Origin of the sequence: Dyadobacter sp. CY343, from assembly GCF_021390335.1 — a bacterium.
Lineage (GTDB): Bacteria > Bacteroidota > Bacteroidia > Cytophagales > Spirosomataceae > Dyadobacter.
The window spans coordinates 333,133-358,505 of the sequence record NZ_JAJUXK010000003.1; the positions used below are offsets into that span (position 1 = coordinate 333,133).

Below are 25,373 nucleotides of genomic sequence, written 5' to 3' on the forward strand. Positions count from 1 at the left end.
ACCATTTAATAAATACTATTGAAACCTTGAATAATTAAAAGACCAATCTGTTAATTTTAATTGGTTTCAACGTTCGACTGATACCATATTGTCTTCGCCATTTTCCAACACTAAACGCTGCTGTTATGATCTGTCGATTTCTACTTATCACAATTTCACTGCTGGCATTTGGCCGCCTTTCATTTTCTCAATCGCTTTCTACGAATCTTCCGATTGTGGTCATTACCTCGGATGGCGAGATTTTAGATGACCCGAAGGTAGGAGCGGGGATGAAGATTATTTTCAATGGCGCGGGGCAAACGAATAATTATTCAGACATCACGAATCCGGCCAGCTTGAATTATGATGGAAGAATTGCGATTGAAATCCGCGGTTCAAGTTCTCAGAATTCGCCCAAAAAGTCCTACGGTTTTGAGACGCGACAAGATAATAACGTAGATAACAGAAATGTTTCTCTGCTCGGACTGCCAAGTGAAAACGACTGGATCTTAAACGGTTTGATATTCGACCCGAGCCTGATGCGCGACTACCTGGCATATTCCATGTCTCGTGCGGCTGGACATTATGCGTCGCGCACGATCTACTGCGAATTATTTGTCAATGCAGATTACCGCGGCGTGTATATGTTGCAGGAAAAAATCAAGGTTGATGGAAATAGGGTAGATCTGGTGGATTTGGAAAATAGTGATAATGCTGCGCCCGAGATTACCGGGGGCTATATAATCAAAGCTGACAAGACCACAGGCGGAGATCCTGTGGCGTTTGTCATGAATGGAAATAACATGAATGGTTATGACGAAACAATTGATTTTATTCACGATACCCCTGAGCCAGAAGTGATTACCGACCAGCAGGCTGCCTATATTGAATCTGTTTTTCGGGATTTGGAAAATGAAACCAATGCTAACAATTCCTCAGTCACAAACGGATTTCCCTCGATCATTGACGTTCCCACATTTCTGGATTACATGCTCGTCAGTGAGCTAGGCAGTAGCGTTGATGCTTATAAATTCAGTACATTTTTCCATAAAGACCGAGGTGGGAAACTAAGAGCAGGGCCGGTCTGGGATTTCAATTATGGATTTGGGATGGTAGGAGGGCAGACTGACCCGCGCTCCAAGACAACTGACTGGCAGTTTGAAAATGGTAATAACGAAGGCCCGCGGTTTTTCAGACAAATGTTTTATAATCCTGAATACCAATGTTATCTGGCAAAACGTTGGAATTCGCTCACACAAGCTGGTATGCCATTGAATGTCAGTAGCATACAAAATGAAATTGAATCTGTCAAAAGTCAATTAATAGCTGCTGCTGGACGGGACGTAGAACGCTGGCATACGATAGGGAACTTCGACGATCAGGTCACATTTCTGAAACAATTCATCCAGGATAGGAGTACGTGGATGACGAATAATCTGGGTTCATTCAGCGGTTGCGCGAATCTGGTCATTCCGCAGTTAGTTATAAACGAGATTATGTATAACGCTCCGGCAGGTCCGGCGGGAAGCAGTAATGATCTTGAATTTATAGAGATCAAGAATCAGGGAAGTAGTCCGGTTAATCTGTCGGGTCTTTATTTTGCGGGCCTGGGGTTGAGCTATCAGTTTCCCCCAAATACTTCTGTCGACGCGGGTGGTTTCCTGGTGATCGCAAGTAACCCCACAGCATTTGCTGCGAAATATGGATTTCAACCTTTCGGCCAATTCACCAGAAACTTGTCTAACAGATCACAGCGATTGTTGCTTTCAGATGCATTTGGAAATATAATCGACGATGTAACTTATTCTGATTCAGCTCCGTGGCCGACGTCTGCGGATGGTGGGGGTAAATCTCTTGAATTGAAAACTCCATCATCTGACAACAATAGTGCCGCCAATTGGGCGGTGCGAGCATCGGACGGAGGAAGCCCTGGAGCTGACAACTTCGGTTCGTTGCCGGTGACATTGATTCATTTCTATGCGATCGCTGAAAAGTCAGGAGTGACTTTGCTATGGAGAGTAGCCGACGAAATTGATGTTGACAGGTATGTGGTTGAAGCAGCACAAGATGGTAAAAACTTTGTCACGATTGGCGAGGTTGCTGCGGTGGGAAAAGCCGAATATATATTCTCAGACCCCGAATCGGCAGCCGGCAGAATTTACTATCGACTGAAATCAATTGATATGGACGGAACATTCGCATATAGCAAAATCGTTGTAATCCGCCGAGACCTGGCTGACAAGATAAATATTTATCCAAATCCTGCGAGCGACAAAGTGATGTTTAACCTGAGCGAAAGCTGGCGCGGCGGCGTGTCGGTAAAAATCATTTCTTTAAATGGACAAGTGCTGCGATCCGGAGAGTTGATCCAGAAATCCAATGGACATGTGAATATCTCGGAGCTGCCGGCGGGTAAATATATCTTGCAATTCCGTGGACAGGAGGATATAGTATCAAAACTGATCAATATAGTAAGGTAAAGAAGCTAGCGAGCTCGGAGGGGCTCGCATAAACTCTATTTAACATAATATAAATTATACAACAAATAATGACATTCTGGTAGAGGCTTAGATTAAACCATTTCGGTCTATGGTGCAGCTCGACTGCGTCTGTTCAATTCTAAGCGAATGAAATGTTGTCAACAACATACTCATTAACCTGAATATCAGTGCAAATTCGTGCATTCGTGGCATTTAAAAACATATCTCAACTTTTCCAATCTGATCAAATTATTGTCTAAAAATTACCGCCAGCTAGTTATCATGCCCGATAGAAAGATACATTCAGGCATTTAAAGACAACTTTGACTACTTGTTTGTAAAGTCAATCCCTAATGTCCAGTGCAAATCCAAATATGCCAGTCACGCAAAGCCTTTTTATAGTGAGCTTATTCGGAATTTTATCCGGCATATTCTCGTGCTCAGATCGCAAGTCCGCATTTAAGCCCGGGGTCCTGACTTCCCGCGGCTATTATGTTCACGCTGGAAAAGCTTATTTCTACGGCGGGTTCAGTAATGCGTCGCTTGTTGAACTTACCGAAGCTGACGCAACAGAGTTCAAAGTCTTCGGTCAGCGATTCCCCGGAAACGAGTGTGCAGCCGAATACGCTGGTGATAATAAGGTTGTGTACTTTGCAGGTCGTTTGATCAACGGCGCAGATTCAAAAACGTTTGAGGTTTTGGATTATGGTTTAGGCAAAGATGTGAATTCGGTCTTTTACCGGCATTCCGTTCTTTCCGACGATCCTGCAAACTTCGTCAAAATTGAAGGCGGCTTTTATAGGGACAGCAGACACGTTTACCGGGGCGGCTATATTGTTTCCGATGATCCGGTAAATTTGAAATATCTTGGTCAGCACGGCTACATCGAATATTTCAGTGATTCAAAAGGAATTATAGCAAATGACATTCGGATTGACTCAGTAGATGTAAATTCGTTTGTCCCGCTCGCTCACGGATATTCAAAAGACAAATCACATGTATTCGTGATCCGAGAAGCCAGGTTAGAAAAAGTCACGAATGCAGACGCCGGATCCTTTCAAGTTGTTTCAAAATATTTTACAAAGGATTCTTCCAACGTATTTTGGCGCGGTACTGAAATGCAGGAAGCAGATCCCCAAACATTCAAAATTATCAGCGAAGAATTTCATTGTAGCTGTGATGACCGCCAGGTTTATTTTCGGAACAAAAAAATTCCCGGCGCAGATCCTGGAAAGATCCGCGCCGGGAAACGATTGAAGTATTGTAATGAAAACGAGATCGTTTTCGAAGATTAATCCACTACAACCCTGCCCTACCTCAGGCAATATCGCAGATCTCAACACACTGTTTCAAACTTGCAATCGGCTCACGCTTTGGTATAAACTCCTGAGCAACAAAGCCTTTGAATCCTGTGTCGGCAATCGCCTTCATGATTGCGGGGTAATATAATTCCTGACCTTCGTCAATTTCGTTCCTTCCCGGTACCCCGCCTGTGTGATAATGCCCTATGTATTTGTGGTACCGATTGATCGTTGCAATCACATCACCTTCCATGATCGACATGTGGTAAATATCATAAAGCAACTTAAAGTGTTCAGAACCAATCATTTCGCAAAGTCCCGCACCCCAGGCTGTGTGATCGCACATGTAATCCTTGTGATTCACCTTGCTGTTCAGCAGTTCCATGATCATCGTGATCCCATACTTTTCAGCCGAAGGCATTAACCTTCTCAATCCGATCGCACAATTCCGCATTCCATCATAGTCGGACATGCCGCGGCGGTTACCTGAAAAACAAATGACTGTCGAGTAGCCTGCTTCTTTCAGTTTAGGGAAAAGGTCTTCGTAACTTTTGACCAGTTCGTCGTGCAATGCCAGGTCGTTGAAACCTTTCTCGATTCCCATCCCAGCGCCGTTTGGCAACGCACAGGTCAGTCCGTACTTTTTCAAAGTCGGCCAATCTTCCGGGCCAAGCAGTTCAATAGAGGTAATCCCAATTTTTTTGCATTCCTGCGCAAATGTGTCCAGCGGGATTTTTCCGTAGCACCATTTACAAACTGAATGCCTGATCTTACCTTTCAGATTCGGCCCTAGTGCTTTTTCTGTCGCTGCAAAAACGTCGGTAATAGATAGCACACCGGCGGTTCCGGCTGCAATATTTTTCAATGCGTTACGTCTGGTTGACATATTGATTTTAATATTTGAATTAAATCAGGCGATATCACAAATGGTAACTCCCTGTTTCAGAGAAGCAAGATCATCGTTTCTGCTTGGGATAAACTCCTGACCAACAAAGCCTTTGTATCCTGTTTCGACGATTGCTTTCATGATCATCGGGTAATACAGCTCCTGCGTTTCGTCGATTTCATGTCTGCCGGGCACGCCGCCGGTGTGGTAATGCGCAATGTATTTATGATATTTTTTGATTGTCGCAATTACGTCACCTTCCTGGATCTGCATGTGATAAATATCATACAGCAACTTGAATTTTTCAGAACCGATCATATCGCAAAGGCCAGCCCCCCACTCTGTCCGGTCGCACATATAGTCCCGGTGATTCACCTTGCTGTTCAGCAATTCCATGACGAGCGTCACATTGTGTTTCTCAGCAATCGGGATCAATCTTTTGATACCCACCGCACAATTCCGCATTCCGTCTACGTCCGACATCCCGCGCCTGTTTCCTGAAAAGCAGATGATTTTGTCGTATCCTGCGGCTTGCACTTTTGGAATCACATCTTCAAAACCTTTCACGAGCTCGTCGTGGTTGGCCGGATCGTTAAATCCTTTTTCAATATTTCTGGTCAATCCTTCTCCCCAAGGCAACGCGCAGGTAAGGCCATACTTTTTAATTACCGGCCACTCCTTTGGTCCGAGCAGTTCAATGGAAGTGATCCCTATTTTCTTACAGTCTTCTGCGAATGTTTCCAACGGGATTTTGCTGTAACACCATTTGCAAACGGAGTGATTTATCTTTCCGTTTAATGCTGGTCCGAGCGCATTTTTGGAAGCTGTAAATGCATTTGAAAGAGACGAAGAAAACGGTAAGATTCCAGCTCCAAGCGCCAGGTTCCTTAATACTTTCCTTCTGCCAGAAATTTTAGTCATTACAATTTGGCTATGTGTTTGGTCAAAAAAAGTAGTGATGCTACCGGCCCGTTTTGCTTTTTACAGCTCACAGAACAACACGCAGCACCACTATCTTAAGCTTAATAAATTATATTCTACTCAAAAAAAACGAGATCTACTTTCCAGATTTCGGCGCACCGTTTTCAGTGTAAATCGGGTTGTTTTTGTTGCCACCTGACATCAGATACGCAACTAAATCGCGTAGTTCGTTCGGGTTCAAACCGTTGATTAATCCTGGCAACATGATTGAAACCGATGATATTTTACTGGAAGTAACCTCCTTTTTAGAGAGCTTGCGGATCGTTTTTGAATCAAATGGATTTTGCGCGATATAGTAAAAGTTCGCATCTTCATTCATTTGGCGACCCAATACCGACTGTCCGTCTTTCATCGTGTAAATCGTCGAAGCGTATTGATCAGAAACCGCTTTGTCAGGAATGATAATCGCTTCAAGCATATCTTTCACCCCGAAACGGGTTCCAAGTTGCGTCAATTCCGGACCTACATCGGCGCCCTCTCCTTGGATTGTGTGACATTTGTCGCAGATCACCGCAGAAAAGATCATCTTACCTCTCTCAAAATCACGGTTCTGCAAGCTATCTTGTACCATCGCCACAGCTTCTTCTACTTTCCACCCACGGCCCGGACCTTTTGGACTGTACGCGTTAGCGATATCATTTCCGCTGGCTGTTAGCAACTTAGCACCTGACAAATCATTGTAATACTCAAATTTGTCTTTCGGGACATATTGCAATGCACGCTGGCGGGCTTTGTCGAGAAATCCAATGTAGCTGCGGCCACCTTTATAACCAAACGCATTGGTGTACCATTTGAAATACTCATCGCGCAAAGCCGGCGTCCAGTCCGTTTTATCGCTGCTCAATACCATTGCGTAAAATGTTTGCTGCGCGGGAGGAAGCTTGGCAAGCAGGCCGGCAATGTCCAGACCATATTGCGGATTTCTAAGGATAAGATCAGAAGATGCCGTTGCAGGAATGTTGTCCACGTCCTCAAATTTCTCATTCTTCAAAAGTGCAAGCGTTCTTTCAGCAGTTTTCGGTACTTCCAGGAAAACCAGCAGTTTGCTATATAATCTGTTTGTAGTAGCAGATTTTGCAGGATAATGCGGGTTCAGGTAACTCACAACAGCAGTCTTGGTTGCCGCATCCGGTTGTCCGAAACGGAAGAATGCTACTTCAAAAGTTCTGAGCAGATCTTGCTGTTTGGTCTCCGGTAACTTGTTGTAGTCAATTTTGATCAGTGCTTTATAAAGCTCGTCCTTCACACTCACATCACCCTGACGCGCCAGTGCCAATGCACCATATATCAGTTTTTGTGGATCTTTTTCTGTCAAAACTTTCGACTTCCACTGATCTACCGGCTGATGCTCAACCGCGATCCGTGCTGCATAGCGAACAAAACGATCCGCATGATTCAAGTTCGGCCAGGCCGCTGCAACTGCTTTCGGGTCTTTTTTAGCGTGGAACTGTTCAAGTTCAGTGCGAAGTTTGTGCTCAGGCGTAATGGACGGCTTGGTAACATTTGTACCTGCCGCGATCTTATCGTGGTCTTTGTGGTACACCCGATAAAGATCAGATTCGAGGCGGCGTCCACCTGTCAAAAAGTAAAGCGCACCGTCAGGACCGATCTGTCCATCTGTCAAAGGCAGTGGCGAGCCGGAAATAAACTCCTCATGCTCAGCTGCGTATGTTGCGCCATTTGGTTTCAGGTGCAATGCATGCATGATACCGAAACTCCAGTCGAATGCAAGCAGTGTGTTTTTGTATTTCGCTGGGAAACGCGCGTCTTTCAAATAGATCAGGTTGGTTGGTGATCCCTGACCGATGTTCTGCAATGCAGGAAGATTGTCCGGGAAAGATGGATGCCATTTTCCTGAACCTGTCCGCCAGCCAAATTCGCCGCCGCTCGTCACGTGACAAACTCTCGTCGGCCGGTACCAGGGCTGGCCGAAATCCCATTCCATATCTGAGTCATAAGTGAACAAATCACCCGCTTCATTGAATGTGATATCATACGGGTTCCTGAAACCCGCCGCAACGAGCTCCCATTTTTTTCCTTCTGGATCTGTTTCAACAATCCATCCGCCAGGCGCCATACGGTCATTTGCGTGACCGCGTGGATCTTTGATCAGAGGAAAAAGGTTATCGTCTTTCCAGTTTGGTGTTAATCTGTATGAATCCATTGCAGGCAGATCCGTGTGGTTACCGGCTACGACGTAAAGCGATTTTTTGTCCGGAGAAAGGATAATGCTGTGCGGGCCGTGTTCCCCCTCTCCTTTTGTCGCTTTCAGCAAAGTCACTTTATCAAACTGATCGTCATTGTCGGTATCCTGCAAACGGTACACACCGCTGCTCGTTGGGATTTTGTCTGTTGACCGGTTATTAACAACCACATAAAGGCTATTGAATGCATACAGCAAACCTTGCGCAGCGCCCATATTGACTTTTGCAGTGTCGGATTTGCTTCCTACAATCAGCTTCTCAACTTTCGGCGCCGCAGTAGAACCGATCGGAGGAAGTTCAAGCCGGTAAAGAAACCCGTACTGATCGGAGGTGATCATCCTGCCTTTGTCGTCAAATGCCATCGATACCCAGGAGCCATTTTTGGCTTCCGACGGACTGTACAAATGCTCGGCTTTAAAACCTTCGGGCAGTTTCAGTTTGTCGACTTTCGAGCCCGGTGGTCGGTGTTTCGCGGTTCGGTTACTCAGCATTACTCCACAAAAAACACCCACAGCAATCAGCACTGCAAGTGTCATTGGAAGCTTCAACCATTGTTTTTTGGTATACATTTTACAGCTCAGTGGTTTGATAAATAATATGTTAAGAATTGATTACTCGTTATGTTAATATCTAAAATAAAACTAAATAAAACTTCAAATAATCTGATTATCGCAATATTATATGTTATGTTTCACGCGACCATCCTGTTGTGTCGGGCGGGGAGGTCAATGAGTGAGTTAGTGAATGAGTGAATGAGTGAATGAGCAGCCGTGGAACGGGGAATGAGTGAATGAATGAATGATCCGCCGTGGAACGGGGAATGAGTGAGCGAATAGATTTTGAAGGATTGATTGATCAATTTTGATTTCAAAACAAAAAGTGCAGTAAGCCGAGGCAACTGCACTTTTTGCACGGAAAACCGAATTAATAAGCAACTCTAAATTCACTCATTCACTCATTCGCTCATTCACTCATTAAAATATTCACTCATTCCCCGTTCCACGGCGGCTCATTCACTCATTCAAAACTAAATCAAAAATGCGGCGTCAAAGCAGCTTCCACTGCCGGGAGACCATAATAATCGTCTAAAACCGTGAAGGCATTCGGCGGGGGAACTGCTCCTTTTGGGAAATAGTAAGCTGCCGGATTCGCCTTTACTTTCGCACCATAAGCACCGATAATCTCCTTCACGCGACCGGTTCTGGTCAGGTCAAACCAGCGTTTGTTTTCGAAAGCCAGCTCAACGCGCCTTTCCTTGAATATCGCTTCCCGCATTGTTGCCTGTGAAGAGGCTGTGGTTGCTGCCAGTCCGGCACGGGTCCGTACCTGGTTCAGGTAAGTGGCTGCATCTGCCGTTTTGCCCTGCTCGTTCAACGATTCTGCCATGAAAAGCAGCACTTCAGCATACCGGTACACCGGCCAGTTTTGACCTGTATTGTTATGCAGCGCATGCGTTTTCGCGTACTTCTTAATATAAGGATAAACCTTATTTTCGACCTGACTTGAACTTAGCGTAACATAACCAATAGAAGCTTCCTTTCTTTTATCACCAGTCTCATAAGCTGCGATCAGGTCGGGCGTAGGAATGTTATTACTTTCCTGTGAAGTTCCCTGCGGATTGGCAGTACCCGTGATCGGCGCAATTTCAGCGGCGGTGATCGGCGACGGCAGGAAGCGATAGATCTGGTTACCATTATATCCGGCCGAGCCTTCCATATATTGGATTTCAAATACCGATTCCTGGTTGTTCTTATTTCCCGTTGTTGTGGAAAATGCATTGGCGTAGTCCGGCATGAGCGTGTAACCGTCGTTTGTAATCACATCTTTCATCAACGGCTCCACCTGTGCCCATTTTTTCTGGGTCAGATAGAGGTTAGCTAAAAGTGTTTTTGCCGCGCCGGAAGTTGCGCGTCCCGGTTCCTGTTTTGCTTTATTCGGCAAGAGCGTACTGGCTTCGGTAGCATCTTTCTCGATCTGGGCATACACTTCTTCCGCAGTTGATAGCTTCAATGCTGCATCTTCCCTGCTTGTTACAGGTTCAAGGTGAAGGGGCACTTTTCCGAAAAGACGGATCAAATCAAAGTATGCGAATGCACGAAGGAACAGAGCCTGTCCTTTCAAATTGTTCTTTGCTACTTCATCAAACTCCACGTCGTCGATCAATACCAATATCTGGTTGGCGCGCGAGATAATCTGATAGTTGAGCCTGTATTGAACCAATACGTTATCATTCGCGGTGACGCCGGCGGCAGTAGGTATCGCAAAATCCGCCACGTTTTCCGTAGCATCCACCGCTCCGTAAAGTACATTACGTGCGTAGTACGTATTGTCGGAATGCATTTCTTCCAGAATCCAAGCACGTTCGTTAAACATTTGACGGAGAGGAACATAGGCTGCATTCACAGCCTGCTGAAAGTCATTTTGCGACGTGAAGAAGATGCCGGAGCTCAATGCGGTTTCCGGGATCACGCGCAGAAATTTATCGCCGCAACCCGTCAGGGCCGTAGCCAGGAACCAAGCTGCTATATATCTTATTTTCATTTCGTTTCAGATTAAATTGTCTGTTACTGATCTTACTTAGAAGTTGAGGTTGACACCCAAAGTCCAGGTACGTGGTACAGGATAGTTGGAAAAATCGACACCCTGGCTCAGGTTTCCACCGTCACCATTACCTTCTCCATTTGCGCTCGTTTCCGGATTTGGTCCACCCCAATATTTGGTAAATACATACAATTGCTGCACAGAAGCGTACAAACGAGCAGACTTGAAAAATTTATTCACAGCGCCGATATTGTATCCCAATGTTACGTTCTTGATCGTGAAGTAAGAAGCATCAGCCACGAAATGCGAGCTGTTCCAGTCGCGCTCGATACCAGTGAAATTTCCTCCATTGTTTGTCGCGCCGTACATTCCGTTTCCTTTTGAGATTACGGTAGTAGCAATACCTACACCTTTGTCATTTGTTACGTTTTTCACACGGAAGCGGTCTTTTACACCAGCTACCATATTGAAAACACCATCAAGATTAGCAGTACTGTACAAGTGGCGAACCCAAAGCTGGTTACCCTGCGAGCCGGAGCCGACAATCGACAGATCCCAGTTTTTGTAGCTCAAATTGTTGGTGATACCATAAGTGAACTTTGGAAATGGGTTACCAATGATCGTGCGGTCGTCTGCATCGCCGCCGTAGGTAATCTCACCGTTGCCATTTACGTCACGCATTCTGATAGTACCGATTGCAGAGCGGCCGGGAATGACAGGATATTTTGCCAGATCTTCTGCGCTTTCGTAAAAACCTTCTTTTACCATTCCATAAAACTGCCCAAAAGGCTGCCCTACCTGCGTAATATGGAATGTTCCGTATACGCGGTCGATGCCGGGAGCCAGTTCCATTACCTTGTTCCGGTTAAAAGAAATGTTCGCATTCGTTGTCCATTTCAGCTTGCCGTCCAGGTTGCGGGAAGTGATCGCAAACTCGTGACCCCAGAATTTGATCTCGCCGATATTGTCATTGAAATTGGTAAATCCTGCCTCTTGTGGTACCTGCACTGCATAGAGCAGGTTTGTTGTCCGCTTGGTGTAAAAATCGTAGATAAACTGGATCCGGTCGTTGAATAAGCCCAGATCCAGTCCCAAATCAAACTGCTTGGTAGTTTCCCAACCCAGGTTCGGGTTTGCCAGCGAAGTTACATTCGCCCCAGTTGCAACGGTATTCCCAAAAACCGCATTGGTAGTATTGTTCACCAGTGCATATTGGGTGTAGTTACCGATGTTGTTGTTACCGATCACCCCATAGCTTGCGCGTACCTTGGCAAATGAAACCTTATTAACAGTTTGCATAAAATTCTCGTCGGATAATACCCAACCCGCTGATACCGAAGGGAATGTGCCCCATCTGTTCTCAGATCCAAAACGGGACGAACCATCTGCACGAACCGCTGCTGTGAAAAGGTATTTGCCTTTGAAATTGTAAGTCAGCCGGGAAATATACGAAAGCAGCGACCATTCATTCACACCATTGAAAGTGTTCGAACCTGAAATCCCATTCACATTAAAGCTACCGCCACGGTCGATGTTCAATGCGCCCTGAATTGTCGGCAGCCTGTCGTCGGTATAGGTATTGGTAGTTATCCGGTCAAATTCCTGACGGAACCTTTGCTGTGAAAAGCCCCCCAGAAGCTCAAAGTTGTGTTTTCCACCGAAGCTCTGGTTAAAAGTTGCAAGGTTTTCGTTGAGCCAGGAAAAATTCTGGTAATTCTGACGGATCGCAGCGGCTGTTGTTGGAATAGGCACGTTGATCTGGCTGGTTGCGGTCGACGGGTTGAAGAAGAAGAACTTATTCTGTTCCATTTCAATGTTCAGTGTCGATTTCAGCGTAAGACCTTTAATCGGCTGATATTGCAGGTAAGTATTGCCTAGTAACTTCGTGATCTTGGTCTCGTTGGTAAGTTCGTCTGCGGCGCGTACCCAGTTTGGATAAGCGTAAATGTTTCCGGTATTGTCGGGGAAACGATTGAACTTGGTCAGCTCGCCGGCCGCATCACGAATCGGCATTACCGGCCAGGTATGCAGTGCATTAAAAAGAATACCTGTTCCGCGGTCGCCGTCGGTCCGTGGCGTATTGTCGTATACATATTGCGGAGCGATATTGAATCCAATCTTCACCTTGCTGGAAATATCGTATTCCGTATTCATCCGAAGCGAAAAGCGCTTGTAGTTGTTGTTGATCACAACTCCCTGCTGATTGAAAACACCCGCTACAAGTGATGTACGCATGTTTTCCTTGTTAGAGCTAACTGTCAGGTTGTAGCTTTGAATCGGCGCAGTACGCAGCAGCGCGTCGTACCAGTCGTTGTTTTGATTCGCGAATAGCTCCGGTTTATCAAAGGGCGCAGGTACCGTTCTGTTCTCATCTTCAAACAGTTCCTTTTTGAATTGCGCAAATTCCTGCGCGGTCAGCATCTCGATCCGGCCTTTCTGTGGTACTTTTTGGAAACCATAAAATGCATTGAATCCCACATTCGTCTGACCGGATTTCCCTCGTTTAGTAGTGATCAGCACAACGCCGTTCGCCGCCCGGGAACCGTAAAGTGACGTCGAGGCAGCATCTTTCAATACTGTAATATCTTCGATCTCGTCCGGGTTCATTTGTGCAATAGTCCCCGTAATCGGAAATCCATCCACTACATATAAAGGATCGCTGCCCGCGGTTACCGAAACCTGCCCCCGTATACGAACGGACATTCCCTGCCCAGGCTTACCAGTAGTTTGGTTGATCTGTACGCCAGCCAGTCGCCCCTGCAACTTCTGTGTTACCTGCGAAACCGGGATATCTTTCAATTCTTCGGCTTTAACAGTCTGAACGGCGCCTGTAATCTCTTTCTTCAATTGGCTACCATAGCCCACTACCACCACTTCGGAAAGGGCCTTTGAATCCGCAAGCAGCTTAATATCAATGTTGTTGCTACTGCCTACCGGCACTTCCTGAGATACAAACCCAACCGAAGAAAAGATCAATACAGCGCCTTGATCAGGCACATTGATGGAAAAAGCACCATCGGCATCTGACACCGTCCCGGTCGTAGTTCCCTTCACGAGAACACTTACGCCAGGCACATTCGCACCAGTTTCATCAGTCACCTTACCCTTGATATTCTTGTCTATTGCATACTTACCATTCTCGGTGTATGCGTTCGGAACTACGTAGTTACTGCCGGCGTATGCATTCAATCCACAAGCTGCCCCTATAAGCACCTGGCTCAAAGAGAGCTTGATGAATGAATTGAATCCGGAACAATATGGGAATTGTCGAATTTGATTCATAAAATCTAGCTTTAAATGTTGTTTTGTCGAGGTTTTATTGCGGGAGGGCTTTCAGTACGTCTTTTTAGGTAGGAGAATTCAATGGTCGGTTTTCTGCATAGTCGCTCGGGTTAGGTGAATAATGTGGCAGGGTTAGGTTAGGAATAGTCAGCGCAAATGATGAATACTTAAAAAAGACAAATTTTAATTTGCAAAGTGTTATTTATCACAATACTAGAATGAATAGAAGTTTCGACTGTCCTGTTCTGTCTGGTTTTAAGGAATATTTAATTACAAAGACTTTTTAGGATATTAAGCATAAAAAAAGCACCTGACAGGTGAGTCAGGTGCTTTCATCAAAAAATTGTGATTGTTATGCCAGCAGGTCGAGAACCGCTTTTCCCTTGCCATCGGGTGTTGTGTAAAACGGTCTTTTCTCTACTTCATATTGGGTATCTTCTGCAATTCCGAGCGCGTGGTAGATCGTCTGGTGAACCCCGTCGATCTTGATCGGATTCTCAATGGTTTTGCAGGGTCTTTCATCTGCTGTTTTTCCATAAACAAACCCTTTCTTGATCCCACCTCCAAACATCAGCATCGAGCCTCCGTCAGTGAAATGTCGGTGCATACCGTAGAATTTGAGGTCTGAAAGAATATCCGGCTGGGCAACCTGTTCCAATACCTTCGCGTCGGGCTTGCCTTCCACCATCATATCCCGGCTAAATTCACTTGCCAAAACGACCATTGTACGGTCCAGCAAGCCTTTTTCATCCAGGTCTTTGATCAGCTGGGCAATAGGTCCGTCGATCTGTTTTTTCATTTCCTGCAATCTGGTATGTCCGTTTTCGTGGGTATCCCAACCTTTAAACGGTTCATATTCAGTAGTAACGCTGATAAACCGCGCACCTTGTTCCGTTAATCTCCGTGCAAGCAGACAGCCGAGGCCAAACTTGCCGGTATTGTACACATCATAGCTGGCTTTTGGCTCGGTACTCAGGTCAAATGCTTTCGATTCCGGTGAGTTCAACAATGCATAAGCTTGCTCCATCGAACGTTTCAGCGACTCGCGCTGGTAGTCAGAGCCAAACTCTCCTACCGGGCTGTTGTTGATCAATTCGTTGTAAAGCTGGTTACGGCGCTCAAACCTTTTTGCGTCCATTCCAACGGGCGGACGAACACTTTCTAAACCCTGGCTCGGATCCGGAATGAAGAACGGACCAAACTCATTGCCAAGAAAACCGGCTGTGTGAAATGCTTTCAGCTCTTCCGCTTCTCCCACGGTAAAGCGCTGACCAATGTCGACGAATGCAGGGATAACCGGATTTTTAGGTCCCAGTTCCTTCGCGATCCAGGAGCCCATATGCGGCGCGGCGACGGTTTGCGGCGGCTCGTAGCAGGTATGCCAATGGTACTGGTGCCGCGAATGCAGGATGTGTCCCATATCAGCCGCCACATAGGAACGGATCAAAGTTCCTTTGTCCAATACATTACCGATTGATTGCAGTCCGTCGGAAAAATGAATGCCATCGAGCTTGGTCGGTAACGACTTGAAAGTGCTCAATACGCGATTGCCTTCCATGTTTTTTTCGAAAGGCGTATATAGCTTGGGATCGAATGTTTCGGTGTGCGCCATTCCTCCTGCCATCCACAAAAGGATAACAGTATCGGCGGAAGAATTGGATCCCGACTTGCCCTTACAAGAAGAAAGCAGGCTTGAAACGGGAGCGCCCGCGGCCAGAGCTGCCATAGTAGCTGCGCTGGCATGCTGCAAAAACTCCCTCCTATTCCATTTACTTCTCATTTTGATAATGGGTTTAAAATATTGATTTGCAATAGATTAACTGAAATTTATCTTAACAAAAGATATATACTTTTAATATTAAAAATAATAATCGTTTGTTTAATACATACTAAATGTTCGTAACTATCTGATATGTATTCTAAGGTTAAGACTTTTGATAATATCAATCTGGCTGTACCTGACTTTACTTTAATAGATCAACTGAAATTCCGGCACAAGTGCGATCGCCCAAACCAGATCCTGAATACCTTCTTCATTAGGAGTTGGACCAAGGATTTTTTTGGCAGCGGCCAGCTCTTTTGGTAAAGGTTCGCGCCCGAGTGATTTTCGGTAAAGTGCGGTAATCAGTGAGTCGGTCGTGGGATATTTCGCCTTCCATTCCTTTGATCCCAGTTTCAGGGTATGCGTGAATTTGTTTCCGTTCGTCAGTTCAAGCGCCTGCAAAAGATTCGCCTGCGACGTTCGGCTGGTGCTAACGGTTTCCCGGTTCGGTCTTCCCAGCGAAGTCAGGAACGGATCGTTTTTCACGAAGGCTGCGCGGGCAAATGGCATCCGAGATTTGATATCTTCCGGCAGTCGCTTGTACATAATCGCCGAGTCAGCATACATCGGTTTGAAGGCAACACTGATCGCATCCGAGAACTGCTCAGCAGAAAGTCTCTTTCTCACCATACCGGTAAATTTGAAATCATTGGCCATGATATCATTTGCCTCTTTCACCGAAGTGGAAGGCAGCTGATAGGTTTTGGAAGTCACGATCGTGTAGATCAGCTTTTTCATATCATAACCATTTGCAACGAAATCCGAAGACAGCCAGTCGAGCAGATCTTCGCTCCATGGCATATTGTCCATCACATCCACCGGCTCGATAATCCCGCGGCCAAGCAGCTGCGCCCAGATCCTATTCGTTACAGTACGGTAAAGTCTTCCGTCTTTCGGCTGCACTAGGAAATCGGCCAATTGGCGGAGGCGCGTTTCGGTATTTGCATCTACACTGATCTCGCCCAGTTCAGGGAACAGCATCTTCGTACCCGCGATTTTTCCGGTCGGTTTATCACAACGGTTTATTTCAAGCAGTGTATCAGCGAAGATATTTGCGAATGCATAAGCGTCCGCAAGTTTCCAGTCACTTACAAAACTGTCGTGGCAGGAAGCGCATTTCAGGTTCAGGCCCAGGAATACCTGCGATACATTCTGCGCTGCCTGCATCTCGGTGCGCTGACTCGAATTGATCGTGCCCCGCCATTTAATTCCTTTTATAAATCCTTCCGACTCTTTATTAGGACTGATCAGCTCTTTCACAAACCAGTTATAAGGCTTGTTGACCTGTAAAGAACTATACAGCCATTTCGTAATATCGAACCGGCCACCGGTAATGTAGCCCGTTCCCGAGTAATCGTTACGGAGCGCATCGTTCCAGAACGACATCCAATGCTGCGCGTAGTCGTCATTGCGGCTCAGAAGTTCTCTCGCCAGCACTTCGCGTTTGTCAGGACGGGTATCTGCTACGAATGCATCTACTTTTTCAGGTGGGGGAAGCAAGCCGATAATATCAAGGTAAACGCGGCGGATGTAAATGCGGTCGTCAACCACCGGTTTCCAGGAGATGTTATTTTTCTTAAAATAGGCATTCACAAACAGGTCGACCGGTTTGTTCAACTCTGCGGTGGGTGAAGGAACAGTCGGCATTCTTGGTTCCAGCGCGGCTACGCGGTAAATGCTTTTCTGCTCACCTTCCGGCCACAATGCACCTTTTTCAATCCAAAATTTCAATACGTTTACTTCCCGTTCGGTCAATCTTTTGCCTTTGGTAGGCATTGCTTCCTTATCGCCTTTCGGCAAACTGATCCGTCTGATCATTTCGCTTTTGTCGGGGTGATTCGGGACAACCACCGGGCCGCCTTCGCCGCCTTTCATGATTGCATCTTTGCTGTCGAGCCGAAGATCACCTTTCGTTTTGGTTTCGCTGTGGCAGCTGTAACAGTTATGCGCCAGTATTGACCGCACTTCGACGTTCAGGTCCTGTACCTGCTGTGGGTTCAATGCGCCAGTATTAGTAAGTACAAAGTCAGCTTCGTCTGTTCCGGCCGGCTCTTGTGGTTCACCGGAGGAAGGTAATGTGCTGGAAAGATAATCGTCGCCGTGGGTAAGCATGGCGCCGTAATGTCCCGCGAATGAAACGCCAAATACGGTTACGAAAAGCAGAGAGCGAAAAACAGAGCGGTTTCGAGCGCGCAATGCAAATGATGCCGCAACGGCGAGCGCCATGGTGGCTATACCCGACCATTTATGGATTTCAAAACTGGTACCGGAAGCATCTTCGGCTTCTGCGAGTAACAGACCGAATATCACTGCTGTGAGCGCGCTTCCTGCTCCAATCCATGTTACGATCCGGGTTGCTTCGCGTAGTCCGGCAGACTTGCGTTTCCAATCCAGTATTTCCAGTAAAAGGGCGACCAGCAAAAGGCCGATCGGGAAATGCACCATTAATGGGTGCAATCGACCTAAAAATTGCCAAAGCCAGAATGTTTCGTTTGCTTGAAGTAACACAATGAAAAAAATTAGGGGTTTAGGAATATTCAGTATCGGGGATGCTGAAATATTTTACAAATTAAAAAGGAAAGGAGCCGCATGCTGTCCTGTTCTGTCTTGCACTGATCAAGCATCACACACCGGGTCTTTGTAGATTTTTGAAATAATAATTCGGAGATAGTGAAAATTGGCAAAGATAATATTAGTGTAGTAACGAACCGCTGCCTGTAATAGTTACAGGGTTTATCAGAATGTGTATAAAAGAGACATTAAGGTAAAAGAGAAAAAATGCCGGACTAACCGGACTGGTGACCCAGCCTGATTAGTCCGGTAAATGCATTAATAACCTGGATTCTGCGTCAATTTCGGATTAATCAGAATCTGAGGCGCCGGGATCGGGAGTACGTATTCGTTTTCAGTGAATACATAATCCGTAGAGTTAAAAGGAACATTTCCTCTGTCAATGGTCGGTTTCGCTCTTTCGCGCGCACCGTGCGCATTCATGAATGCAGCCCATTGTGCAGGTGTCATTGTTCTTTTCAGGTCAAACCAGCGGTGGTTTTCGAATGCTAGTTCAAGCCTGCGTTCGTTCAACACAGCTGTTCTGAATGCAGCTTTGTCCAACGTAGGTAATGCAGCAAGTCCAACACGTTTACGAACCTGGTTCACATAATCGGCAGCTTCGCCAGTCGGGCCGGTTTGCTCGTTGATCGCTTCTGCAAGCATCAGCAACACGTCGGCATAGCGCAGGATCGGCCAGTTGGTATTGGTACGTCCCAAAATGGTATGCGGGTAGTTGTATTTAGCCACATAAGGTACCGGATACTCTTTTCCATCCAGCGTAAAGCTCGTTTTAAGAGAGATATCTTTACGCAGATCGCCTTTTTCGTAAGCCATAATGATATCATTGCTGGGAGAATTTCTTCCACCATTACCACCGGCCGCATAACCTGTAACCGCGCCTCTTGAAACCCTCGGAGCGAAAACATACTGGAAATTGCTCCATTCGCCAAGGTCATTATCACCCTGGTACTGAATTTCGAAAAGCGATTCGGGACCATTCTTTTTAGCCGGCGACGGATCGAAGTTATCCGCATAGTTGGCATTCAGCGAATAGCCCAGCGTCGTTACTTCTTTCAAAGTGGTCACCGCATCTGCATATCTTTTCAATGTCAGATATGATTTACCCAAAAGACCCAGCGCTGCACCTTTCGTCACGCGGCCTTTGTCGGCAGCATTCGTGTATTTGGCAGGCAATAAAGCCGCAGCCTCTTTCAGATCTTTTTCAACCTGCGCCCAAACTTCCGCCTGAGGCGCTCTGATCAGATCAAATGCCGGGTCAGGTGTAGCAAGTGTGGAAGTAACGATCACCACATCACCGAAATACTGAACCAGATTGAAATACAGGTAACCTCTTAAAAATTTAAGCTGACCTTCTATTTCCTTTCTCGGTCCGTCTTCCATGGTCGCGTCGACCATTTTTTCCAGTGTGAGGTTGAGGTTATAAAGCGTCGCATAGTAGTTGTTCCACAGCGTCGCTATTTCACCGTTACCCGAGTTCACAGTACCATATTCAAATGCTTCCCAGCCACCCGCACCACCGCGGTCCGACGGGTTAAGGTCGATCGTGGTATTGTCAGTCTGGAACTCGCCGAAGAGATAGCCGGTGTTGGTAATGCTCTGAACCTGTCCGTAAACCCCGTTCAATGCCTGCTTCACCTGCGCTTCGTTTTTGTAGAACACACCTACGCCTACTTTGGTCGGGTCCGTCTGGTTGAGGAAGTCCTCACTGCAGGAAGACTGCATGAGCCCAAGTGCGATTATTCCTATTATTATTTTGCTTTTCATTTCCAAAGTTTTTAGAAGTTCACTTTTAATCCGGCTGAGAATGTTCTTGGGACAGGATAAGACTCATCGTCATTGTTGAGCTCAGTCCCGCCGCGTACGCCGGCATCAGGGTTATTTCCAGGATATTTCGTGATCAGGAATAGGTTGGCAGCATTGATGAATATGCGCGCGTCAGACAAAATTCCTTTTACTTTCGGGATCGTGTAGCCGATTGTTACGTTTTTGATCCAGGTATGTGTTCCATCGTACACATAGCGCTCGCTGCTTTCACGTGACCATTTGAAATAGTCGGTACCACCTTGTGAATTCTTCGCGCCAGGATTTGAACCAGGATTTTGTGGAGATCTCCAACGATCTTTCGCTTTTTCCAGTACGTTGAACACACCGTCCATATTCATGGTAGATGCTTCTATGTTCCGGTAGATATCGAAATCATAAGCGCCCATGAACAATACACTCACATCGAAACGCTTGTAGTCAGCAGCTACGGTCCACGCCCAGTTGAATTTAGGGTTCGGGTTACCGATAATGGTCATATCCTTTGTATCGTAAGAAACGATTCCGTCAGGACCGCCATCGGCAGCTCCATGCAAATCGGCGAATATCATTGCTCCCGGTACTGCACCTTCCTGCAATGGCGCTTTTTTGATCTCTTCCTCTGTATTGAAGATACCGAGTTTGCGGTATCCGAAGATCATCCCGATTGGCTGTCCAACCTGTTGGATGTTGTAACCGCCGTACTGGCTACCTTGGAGGATAAAGTCGTTTTGTCCTCTGATCGCAAGTACCTTGTTTCTGTTCACAGTTACGTTCGCATTGGTACGCAGGTTAACTTTTCCGAGTTTAATGCGGTAGTTAGCTGCAAATTCAACTCCCTGGTTCTGCACTTTACCCAGGTTTTTCAGGGTTGAAGTAAATCCTGAGATCGCTGGAATGCTGTAACCGAGCAACATATCGTCGGTGATCTTTTTGTAGTATTCCAAAGTAAACACAAGGCTGTTATTGAAAGTAGCAAGGTCAAGACCGATGTTCAGCTGGTTTGACTTTTCCCACGACAGCTCTGAGTTAGCGAAACGCGTAACCGTTTTACCGGAAGCGAGTGAGTTACCCAGTACGTAGTTGTTAATTCCAAGGAATGCAAGGCTCGCGTAGTTTCCATCGTCACCCGCATTTTGACCCACACCAAAGTTATTATTGGCACTAACCGCATAACTGTTGTTACCCGTCATACCCCAGCTTGCACGCAGTTTCAAATCTGACAACCACGCAGCTTTTGGAATGAAACTCTCTTCCGAGATCCTCCAACCCACAGAAGCCGCAGGGAAGTTACCGAACTGGTGACCTTCGCTGAAACGTGAGCTACCTTCCCGACGGATAGATGCAGAAAGCAAATATTTGTCCTTGAAAGAGTAGTTGGCACGCGCCATGTAACCGATCATCGTCCATGTTCTTTCGATAGAGTTGGAAGAACGGATCGTTGCATTACCCAGGTAAGGGGTCAAATCGTCGGGGAATGTGTTACCACTTCCGTACAAACCTTTCACAGTTTCCTGTTGAGCAGTATAACCCAGCAATGCGTCGAAATGGTGGTTTTCTCCAATGTTCAGATCGTAGGTCAGCAACTGGTCAGTTGCGTAGTTGCGCAATTCCTCAGAATCGTCACGTGCTGTGGCAATACGCGGAGGCGCTCCGTTCGCACCTGTCGCAACCGGAAGTCCGATTGTCGACGGAATGTATTCCTTGTACCTGTTATAATTGATCTTGGTATTCAAAGAAGATCTGAATTTTAAACCGGGTAGGATGCTTAGTTCGACATAACCATTAGCCAGTACATCAGCGATATTCCGGTCGCGGTTGATGTTTTTCAGCATATACAATGGATTAGGGAATCCGAATACGTCACCTACACCATTATAATAAGGAATGAGTTCACCTTTTTCATCGTACGCAGGGTAACGCGGGTCGGCGATCAGTGTTAACCCAACCTGTGCATTACGTCCGTCCGTACTTGCAAGGCTGGATCTTGAATAGCTACCAGCGATATTCACACCCATTTTAATGAACTTGTTTACATCACCCATCAGGTTAGTACGAAGAGAAGCACGGTCATAATCCGTGTGCTGCAATGCACCCGCTTCTTTGTAATAACCCGCCGAGATCACCGATTTGATCGGGCCTGTACCGGACGAAAGTGTTACGTTCACGTCCGTGTAGGGCGCATTGTTATGGAGGATCAGGTCAAACCAGTTGGTAGAATACTTTGTTTGTTCCGGGTTACGGAAGTCAATGGGTATCTCTTCCAATGTCGGGTTCCTTTTGTTGGCCAGCAAGAAGCGACCTTCAAAAACTTCCTTTTTAAACTGGGCGAAATCCTGTCCGTTCAAAACCTTGGTTTTTCTAGATTCAGGCACATTTTGCACACCATAATCAACAGAAACGTTGAGGGAAGTCTTACCTTCTTTTGCGGATTTGGTCGTGATGAGAACAACACCGTTCGAGCCGCGCGCACCATAGATCGCCGTTGATGCTGCATCTTTTAATACAGAAATCGTTTCGATGTCATTTGGGTTGAGGTTTTGACCTACTGAAATACCCACTGGAAAACCGTCGATAACATACAAAGGATCGCTGCCAGCTCCCAAAGAACTGATACCGCGCACCTTCACTTCAAACTGCTGACCAGGGGCACCGCTTTTTTGCTTGATAATCACACCGGCAGCCTGTCCCTGGATCATCCGCGTTACGTTGGACTTCGGTACTTCGCCGATGTCGTCAATATTGATTACAGAAAGCGCCGAGGTAATATCCCGCTTGCGCTGTGTACCATAACCAACTACTACTACTTCTTCAAGCGCCTTGGTATCAACCGCGAGCTGAATGTCGATCGTCGATTGATTTCCGACGGTCACTTCTTTGCTCAGGTAACCCACAAATGAGAACACAAGCACGTTGCTTCCAGATTCCGGAATGTCCAGAGAATACGTTCCATCGGTCGTCGTTACCGTACCCGAGCTGGAACCTTTAAGAATCACACTAACACCCGGAAGTGCAAGCCCCTTATCGTCATTAACCTGGCCTTTCACGGTACGGTCAACGGTAGCATGGGTTGCTGCAATGCGACCAGGCTGGTCAGGTCCGGCGAATGTCGGGCCGGTAAATAAGATACCTACAAACACCTGTGCGAGTACCACTTTCGGGAGTACTTTGAGGCAGGGTTTGTAATTCATTAGTCGAGGTAAATTCATAAGTCTAGGATTTGATTTTAGTTAAACACAGGTCATGACTAACAGGGATTGGTGGTTTTGTCCTTTCTGGCATAGATTGGTGGGTTTGATGGAAAAAAAATGACGCGCTGTATGCATCGGCTGTGGTGCAGAGGAGTTTTGACAAATGCATGATACAGAAGGGATACATATTAGCGCTTACTAAAATAAGTACAATTTTTGATTTGAATTGTACTTATTCTCGAAAAGTATAGTGAAATGCAAAGGGTACTGTCCTGTTCTGTCCGGTAAAAACCAAAAAGTGTATGAAAGGAACAATTAATATAATTTGCCCACGAAATATGTTTACAGGCACTCATAGATGCCGTTTTGATTGACTAACTTTAACGGGTCTAAAGCCCTGTATCAGACGCCTATGAATTGCTCTATACTCCGAAACCTCTTAGTTCTAACACTGTTAATTTATCTGTCTTTTGACGCTAACGGCAATCACATAGTCGGAGGCGAGTTGCAGATGAATAAGACGAGTGTGGCTAATACCTTCGAAATCCGGCTTATTCAGTTTTGGGATACGAATGGGCTGGTCATTCCCAGCCCCAATAATGGCGGTAACAGGGACGATAACGCGGATATTTATATTTATCAGAAAAGCAATAACCGGTTGATGGGCAATCTGCGGGTCGGTTTTCGTTCCTCCGAACTCGTCGCATTTCAAAACAGGGCCTGTGCTACCAGCCGGGCGCTTAGTGTATCAGTCGGTGTTTACACAGGTACACTCAGACTAGATCCCACGGAATATTCAGACGCGGGAGGCTATTATATGGTATGGGAAAGGTGCTGCCGCAATGCGGATATTGATAATATAATAGGCCCCGGAGAAAACGGTACCGTTTTTTATCTTGAATTTCCTCCCCTTTCGGTACCCAATTCTTCCCCTTCTTTCGTTGTTCCTAATGGTCAATACATTTGTGCGAACCGCCCGTTTTCGATGAATATGAGCGCGACCGATGCAGATGGAGACGAATTACGCTATTCGCTGGTAAACCCGATGCGCGGCTCAACGACACCGGAAGAACCTTTTGGAACGATCGCGCCAGTAAGGCCCTACCCGCTCGTGACCTGGACGAATTCAATATCTCTCACGAATGTGATTCCCGGACCGAGTCCCTTGCGTATTTCCAATGCCGGTATCTTAACCGTCACTGCGGGCAGCATTGGTCTGTATGTTTTTGCGATCCAGGTGGAAGAATTTCGGAATGGTAAACTGATTGGTCTGGTCCGGCGGGACTTTCAGCTACTCGTGATCGATTGCAATGGCGACCAGCCTGCCCAGCCTATCATCATGCACAACGATCAGCCCGCAGGTGAAATTACATTCTGCCCTGAGAGTCCGATACAACTGAAGACTGAGGCTTCGCAGGACTGGTCTTATCAGTGGCAGTTGAACGGTTTGAATATTCCGGGCGCTACCGGTGCAAGTATTATGGTTAAAGATTCAGGCACGTATTCTGTTATCAAGAGTTATACTAAGAAATGCTCCCGGGATACAACTTCTCAAATGGTGAAAGCCGGCTTTTCGAAACCAATTGAAGCACTCATTTCTTCGGATCAGGATGTATTGTGTGCTGGAAAAACGATGATCCTGCTGGCGAATGGCGGATCTATATTGAACGGAGAGAAGCTCACCTGGGCGAAAGATAATGCGGGCCTGCCCCATACAGACCCTGCTTTGGAGATATCGGAACCGGGCACTTATAAAATCGTCATTACGAATGAAAGTGCGGGGTGCCAGGGAATAGATACACTTGCGATCAGTGAGGAAAACCTGCTGGTTTCACTGCCGGAAAGAAAGGGGCTCCTGGAAGGATCGCGGACCACGCTTGCACCGATATTATTGCCACCTGATGGAAACCATAGTTTTGAGTGGTCGCCGTCTTACGGATTGATGTCTGACCCGGCTGGTAAGAATGCGACCGTCGGGCCGTTTTTAGATACTACTTATGTCCTGACGGTCACGACTGCGAATGGGTGCGTTTTTCAGGATTCTACCCACGTTTACGTGATTGATAAAATGCATATTCCTACTGCCTTCTCGCCCGATAACGATGGGCGAAACGACACGTTCGAAATATTCAATGCGAAGGATCAGATCGTCGAAGTACGGATATATAACCGCTGGGGCACCTTGATCTATCTGTCGTCAGGTTATACCACGCCGTGGAACGGGACTTACAAAGAAGAGCCGTTGCCCGCAGGCACTTATCCCTATGTGATAAAAACAGTCGATCGGGATCTGACCGGAACAGTGATGCTTCTCAAGTAGCACTTGTTATGC

At 46.4% G+C, this 25,373-nt stretch carries 12 protein-coding genes; 3 read left to right on the forward strand and 9 right to left on the reverse strand.

Features of this window, described 5'->3' with window-relative positions:
• Positions 1–125: 125 nt before the first annotated feature.
• Both LZG94_RS09730 and LZG94_RS09735 read left to right on the forward strand, forming a co-directional pair.
• Complete coding sequence (locus tag LZG94_RS09730) at positions 126–2,459, forward strand: CotH kinase family protein (protein WP_233791714.1); 2,334 nt, start codon at positions 126–128, stop codon at positions 2,457–2,459.
• 374 nt (positions 2,460–2,833) lie between these two features.
• Positions 2,834–3,754, forward strand: coding sequence for a DKNYY domain-containing protein (locus tag LZG94_RS09735; RefSeq protein ID WP_233791715.1), 921 nt, complete (start codon positions 2,834–2,836; stop codon positions 3,752–3,754).
• Positions 3,755–3,776: 22 nt separating this feature from the next.
• Here the strand turns inward: LZG94_RS09735 and LZG94_RS09740 are convergent, their stop codons facing one another.
• The 9 genes from LZG94_RS09740 to LZG94_RS09780 form a co-directional block, all read right to left on the reverse strand.
• Positions 3,777–4,646 (reverse strand): hydroxypyruvate isomerase family protein, encoded by an 870-nt coding sequence (locus tag LZG94_RS09740; RefSeq protein WP_215233197.1) that lies wholly within the window; start codon positions 4,644–4,646, stop codon positions 3,777–3,779.
• A gap of 24 nt (positions 4,647–4,670) precedes the next feature.
• A complete protein-coding gene (locus tag LZG94_RS09745) occupies positions 4,671–5,567 on the reverse strand; it encodes a hydroxypyruvate isomerase family protein (protein ID WP_233791716.1) in 897 nt (298 codons plus the stop codon).
• Between the two features lie 136 nt (positions 5,568–5,703).
• A complete protein-coding gene (locus tag LZG94_RS09750) occupies positions 5,704–8,400 on the reverse strand; it encodes a c-type cytochrome (protein ID WP_233791717.1) in 2,697 nt (898 codons plus the stop codon).
• Between the two features lie 463 nt (positions 8,401–8,863).
• Complete coding sequence (locus LZG94_RS09755) at positions 8,864–10,372, reverse strand: RagB/SusD family nutrient uptake outer membrane protein (RefSeq protein WP_233791718.1); 1,509 nt, start codon at positions 10,370–10,372, stop codon at positions 8,864–8,866.
• 36 nt (positions 10,373–10,408) lie between these two features.
• A complete protein-coding gene (locus LZG94_RS09760) occupies positions 10,409–13,654 on the reverse strand; it encodes a TonB-dependent receptor (RefSeq protein WP_233791719.1) in 3,246 nt (1,081 codons plus the stop codon).
• A 352-nt stretch (positions 13,655–14,006) separates the two neighbouring features.
• Positions 14,007–15,434 (reverse strand): DUF1501 domain-containing protein, encoded by a 1,428-nt coding sequence (locus tag LZG94_RS09765; protein ID WP_233791720.1) that lies wholly within the window; start codon positions 15,432–15,434, stop codon positions 14,007–14,009.
• Positions 15,435–15,623: 189 nt separating this feature from the next.
• Entirely contained in the window at positions 15,624–17,921 is a 2,298-nt protein-coding gene (locus LZG94_RS09770) for a PSD1 and planctomycete cytochrome C domain-containing protein (protein WP_233792094.1), read from the reverse strand.
• Positions 17,922–18,305: 384 nt separating this feature from the next.
• Positions 18,306–19,814 carry a RagB/SusD family nutrient uptake outer membrane protein gene (locus tag LZG94_RS09775; RefSeq protein ID WP_233791721.1) on the reverse strand — a complete coding sequence of 503 codons (1,509 nt, stop codon included), beginning with the start codon at positions 19,812–19,814 and terminating at the stop codon, positions 18,306–18,308.
• 11 nt (positions 19,815–19,825) lie between these two features.
• Entirely contained in the window at positions 19,826–23,059 is a 3,234-nt protein-coding gene (locus LZG94_RS09780; protein ID WP_233791722.1) for a TonB-dependent receptor, read from the reverse strand.
• Between the two features lie 508 nt (positions 23,060–23,567).
• Between LZG94_RS09780 and LZG94_RS09785 the strand changes: the two genes are divergently transcribed.
• Entirely contained in the window at positions 23,568–25,361 is a 1,794-nt protein-coding gene (locus LZG94_RS09785; protein WP_233791723.1) for a gliding motility-associated C-terminal domain-containing protein, read from the forward strand.
• The last annotated feature ends 12 nt before the right edge of the window (positions 25,362–25,373 follow it).

What these genes read in the sequence shown, in the direction of transcription:
- LZG94_RS09735 (WP_233791715.1), top strand. Translation starts at nt 2,834, where the DNA reads ATGCCAGTCACGCAAAGCCTTTTTATAGTGAGCTTATTCGGAATTTTA.
- LZG94_RS09750 (WP_233791717.1), bottom strand. Translation starts at nt 8,400, where the DNA reads ATGTATACCAAAAAACAATGGTTGAAGCTTCCAATGACACTTGCAGTG.
- LZG94_RS09745 (WP_233791716.1), bottom strand. Translation starts at nt 5,567, where the DNA reads ATGACTAAAATTTCTGGCAGAAGGAAAGTATTAAGGAACCTGGCGCTT.
- LZG94_RS09770 (WP_233792094.1), bottom strand. Translation starts at nt 17,921, where the DNA reads ATGGTGCATTTCCCGATCGGCCTTTTGCTGGTCGCCCTTTTACTGGAA.
- LZG94_RS09765 (WP_233791720.1), bottom strand. Translation starts at nt 15,434, where the DNA reads ATGAGAAGTAAATGGAATAGGAGGGAGTTTTTGCAGCATGCCAGCGCA.
- LZG94_RS09755 (WP_233791718.1), bottom strand. Translation starts at nt 10,372, where the DNA reads ATGAAAATAAGATATATAGCAGCTTGGTTCCTGGCTACGGCCCTGACG.
- LZG94_RS09775 (WP_233791721.1), bottom strand. Translation starts at nt 19,814, where the DNA reads ATGAAAAGCAAAATAATAATAGGAATAATCGCACTTGGGCTCATGCAG.
- LZG94_RS09730 (WP_233791714.1), top strand. Translation starts at nt 126, where the DNA reads ATGATCTGTCGATTTCTACTTATCACAATTTCACTGCTGGCATTTGGC.
- LZG94_RS09740 (WP_215233197.1), bottom strand. Translation starts at nt 4,646, where the DNA reads ATGTCAACCAGACGTAACGCATTGAAAAATATTGCAGCCGGAACCGCC.
- LZG94_RS09780 (WP_233791722.1), bottom strand. Translation starts at nt 23,059, where the DNA reads ATGAATTTACCTCGACTAATGAATTACAAACCCTGCCTCAAAGTACTC.
- LZG94_RS09760 (WP_233791719.1), bottom strand. Translation starts at nt 13,654, where the DNA reads ATGAATCAAATTCGACAATTCCCATATTGTTCCGGATTCAATTCATTC.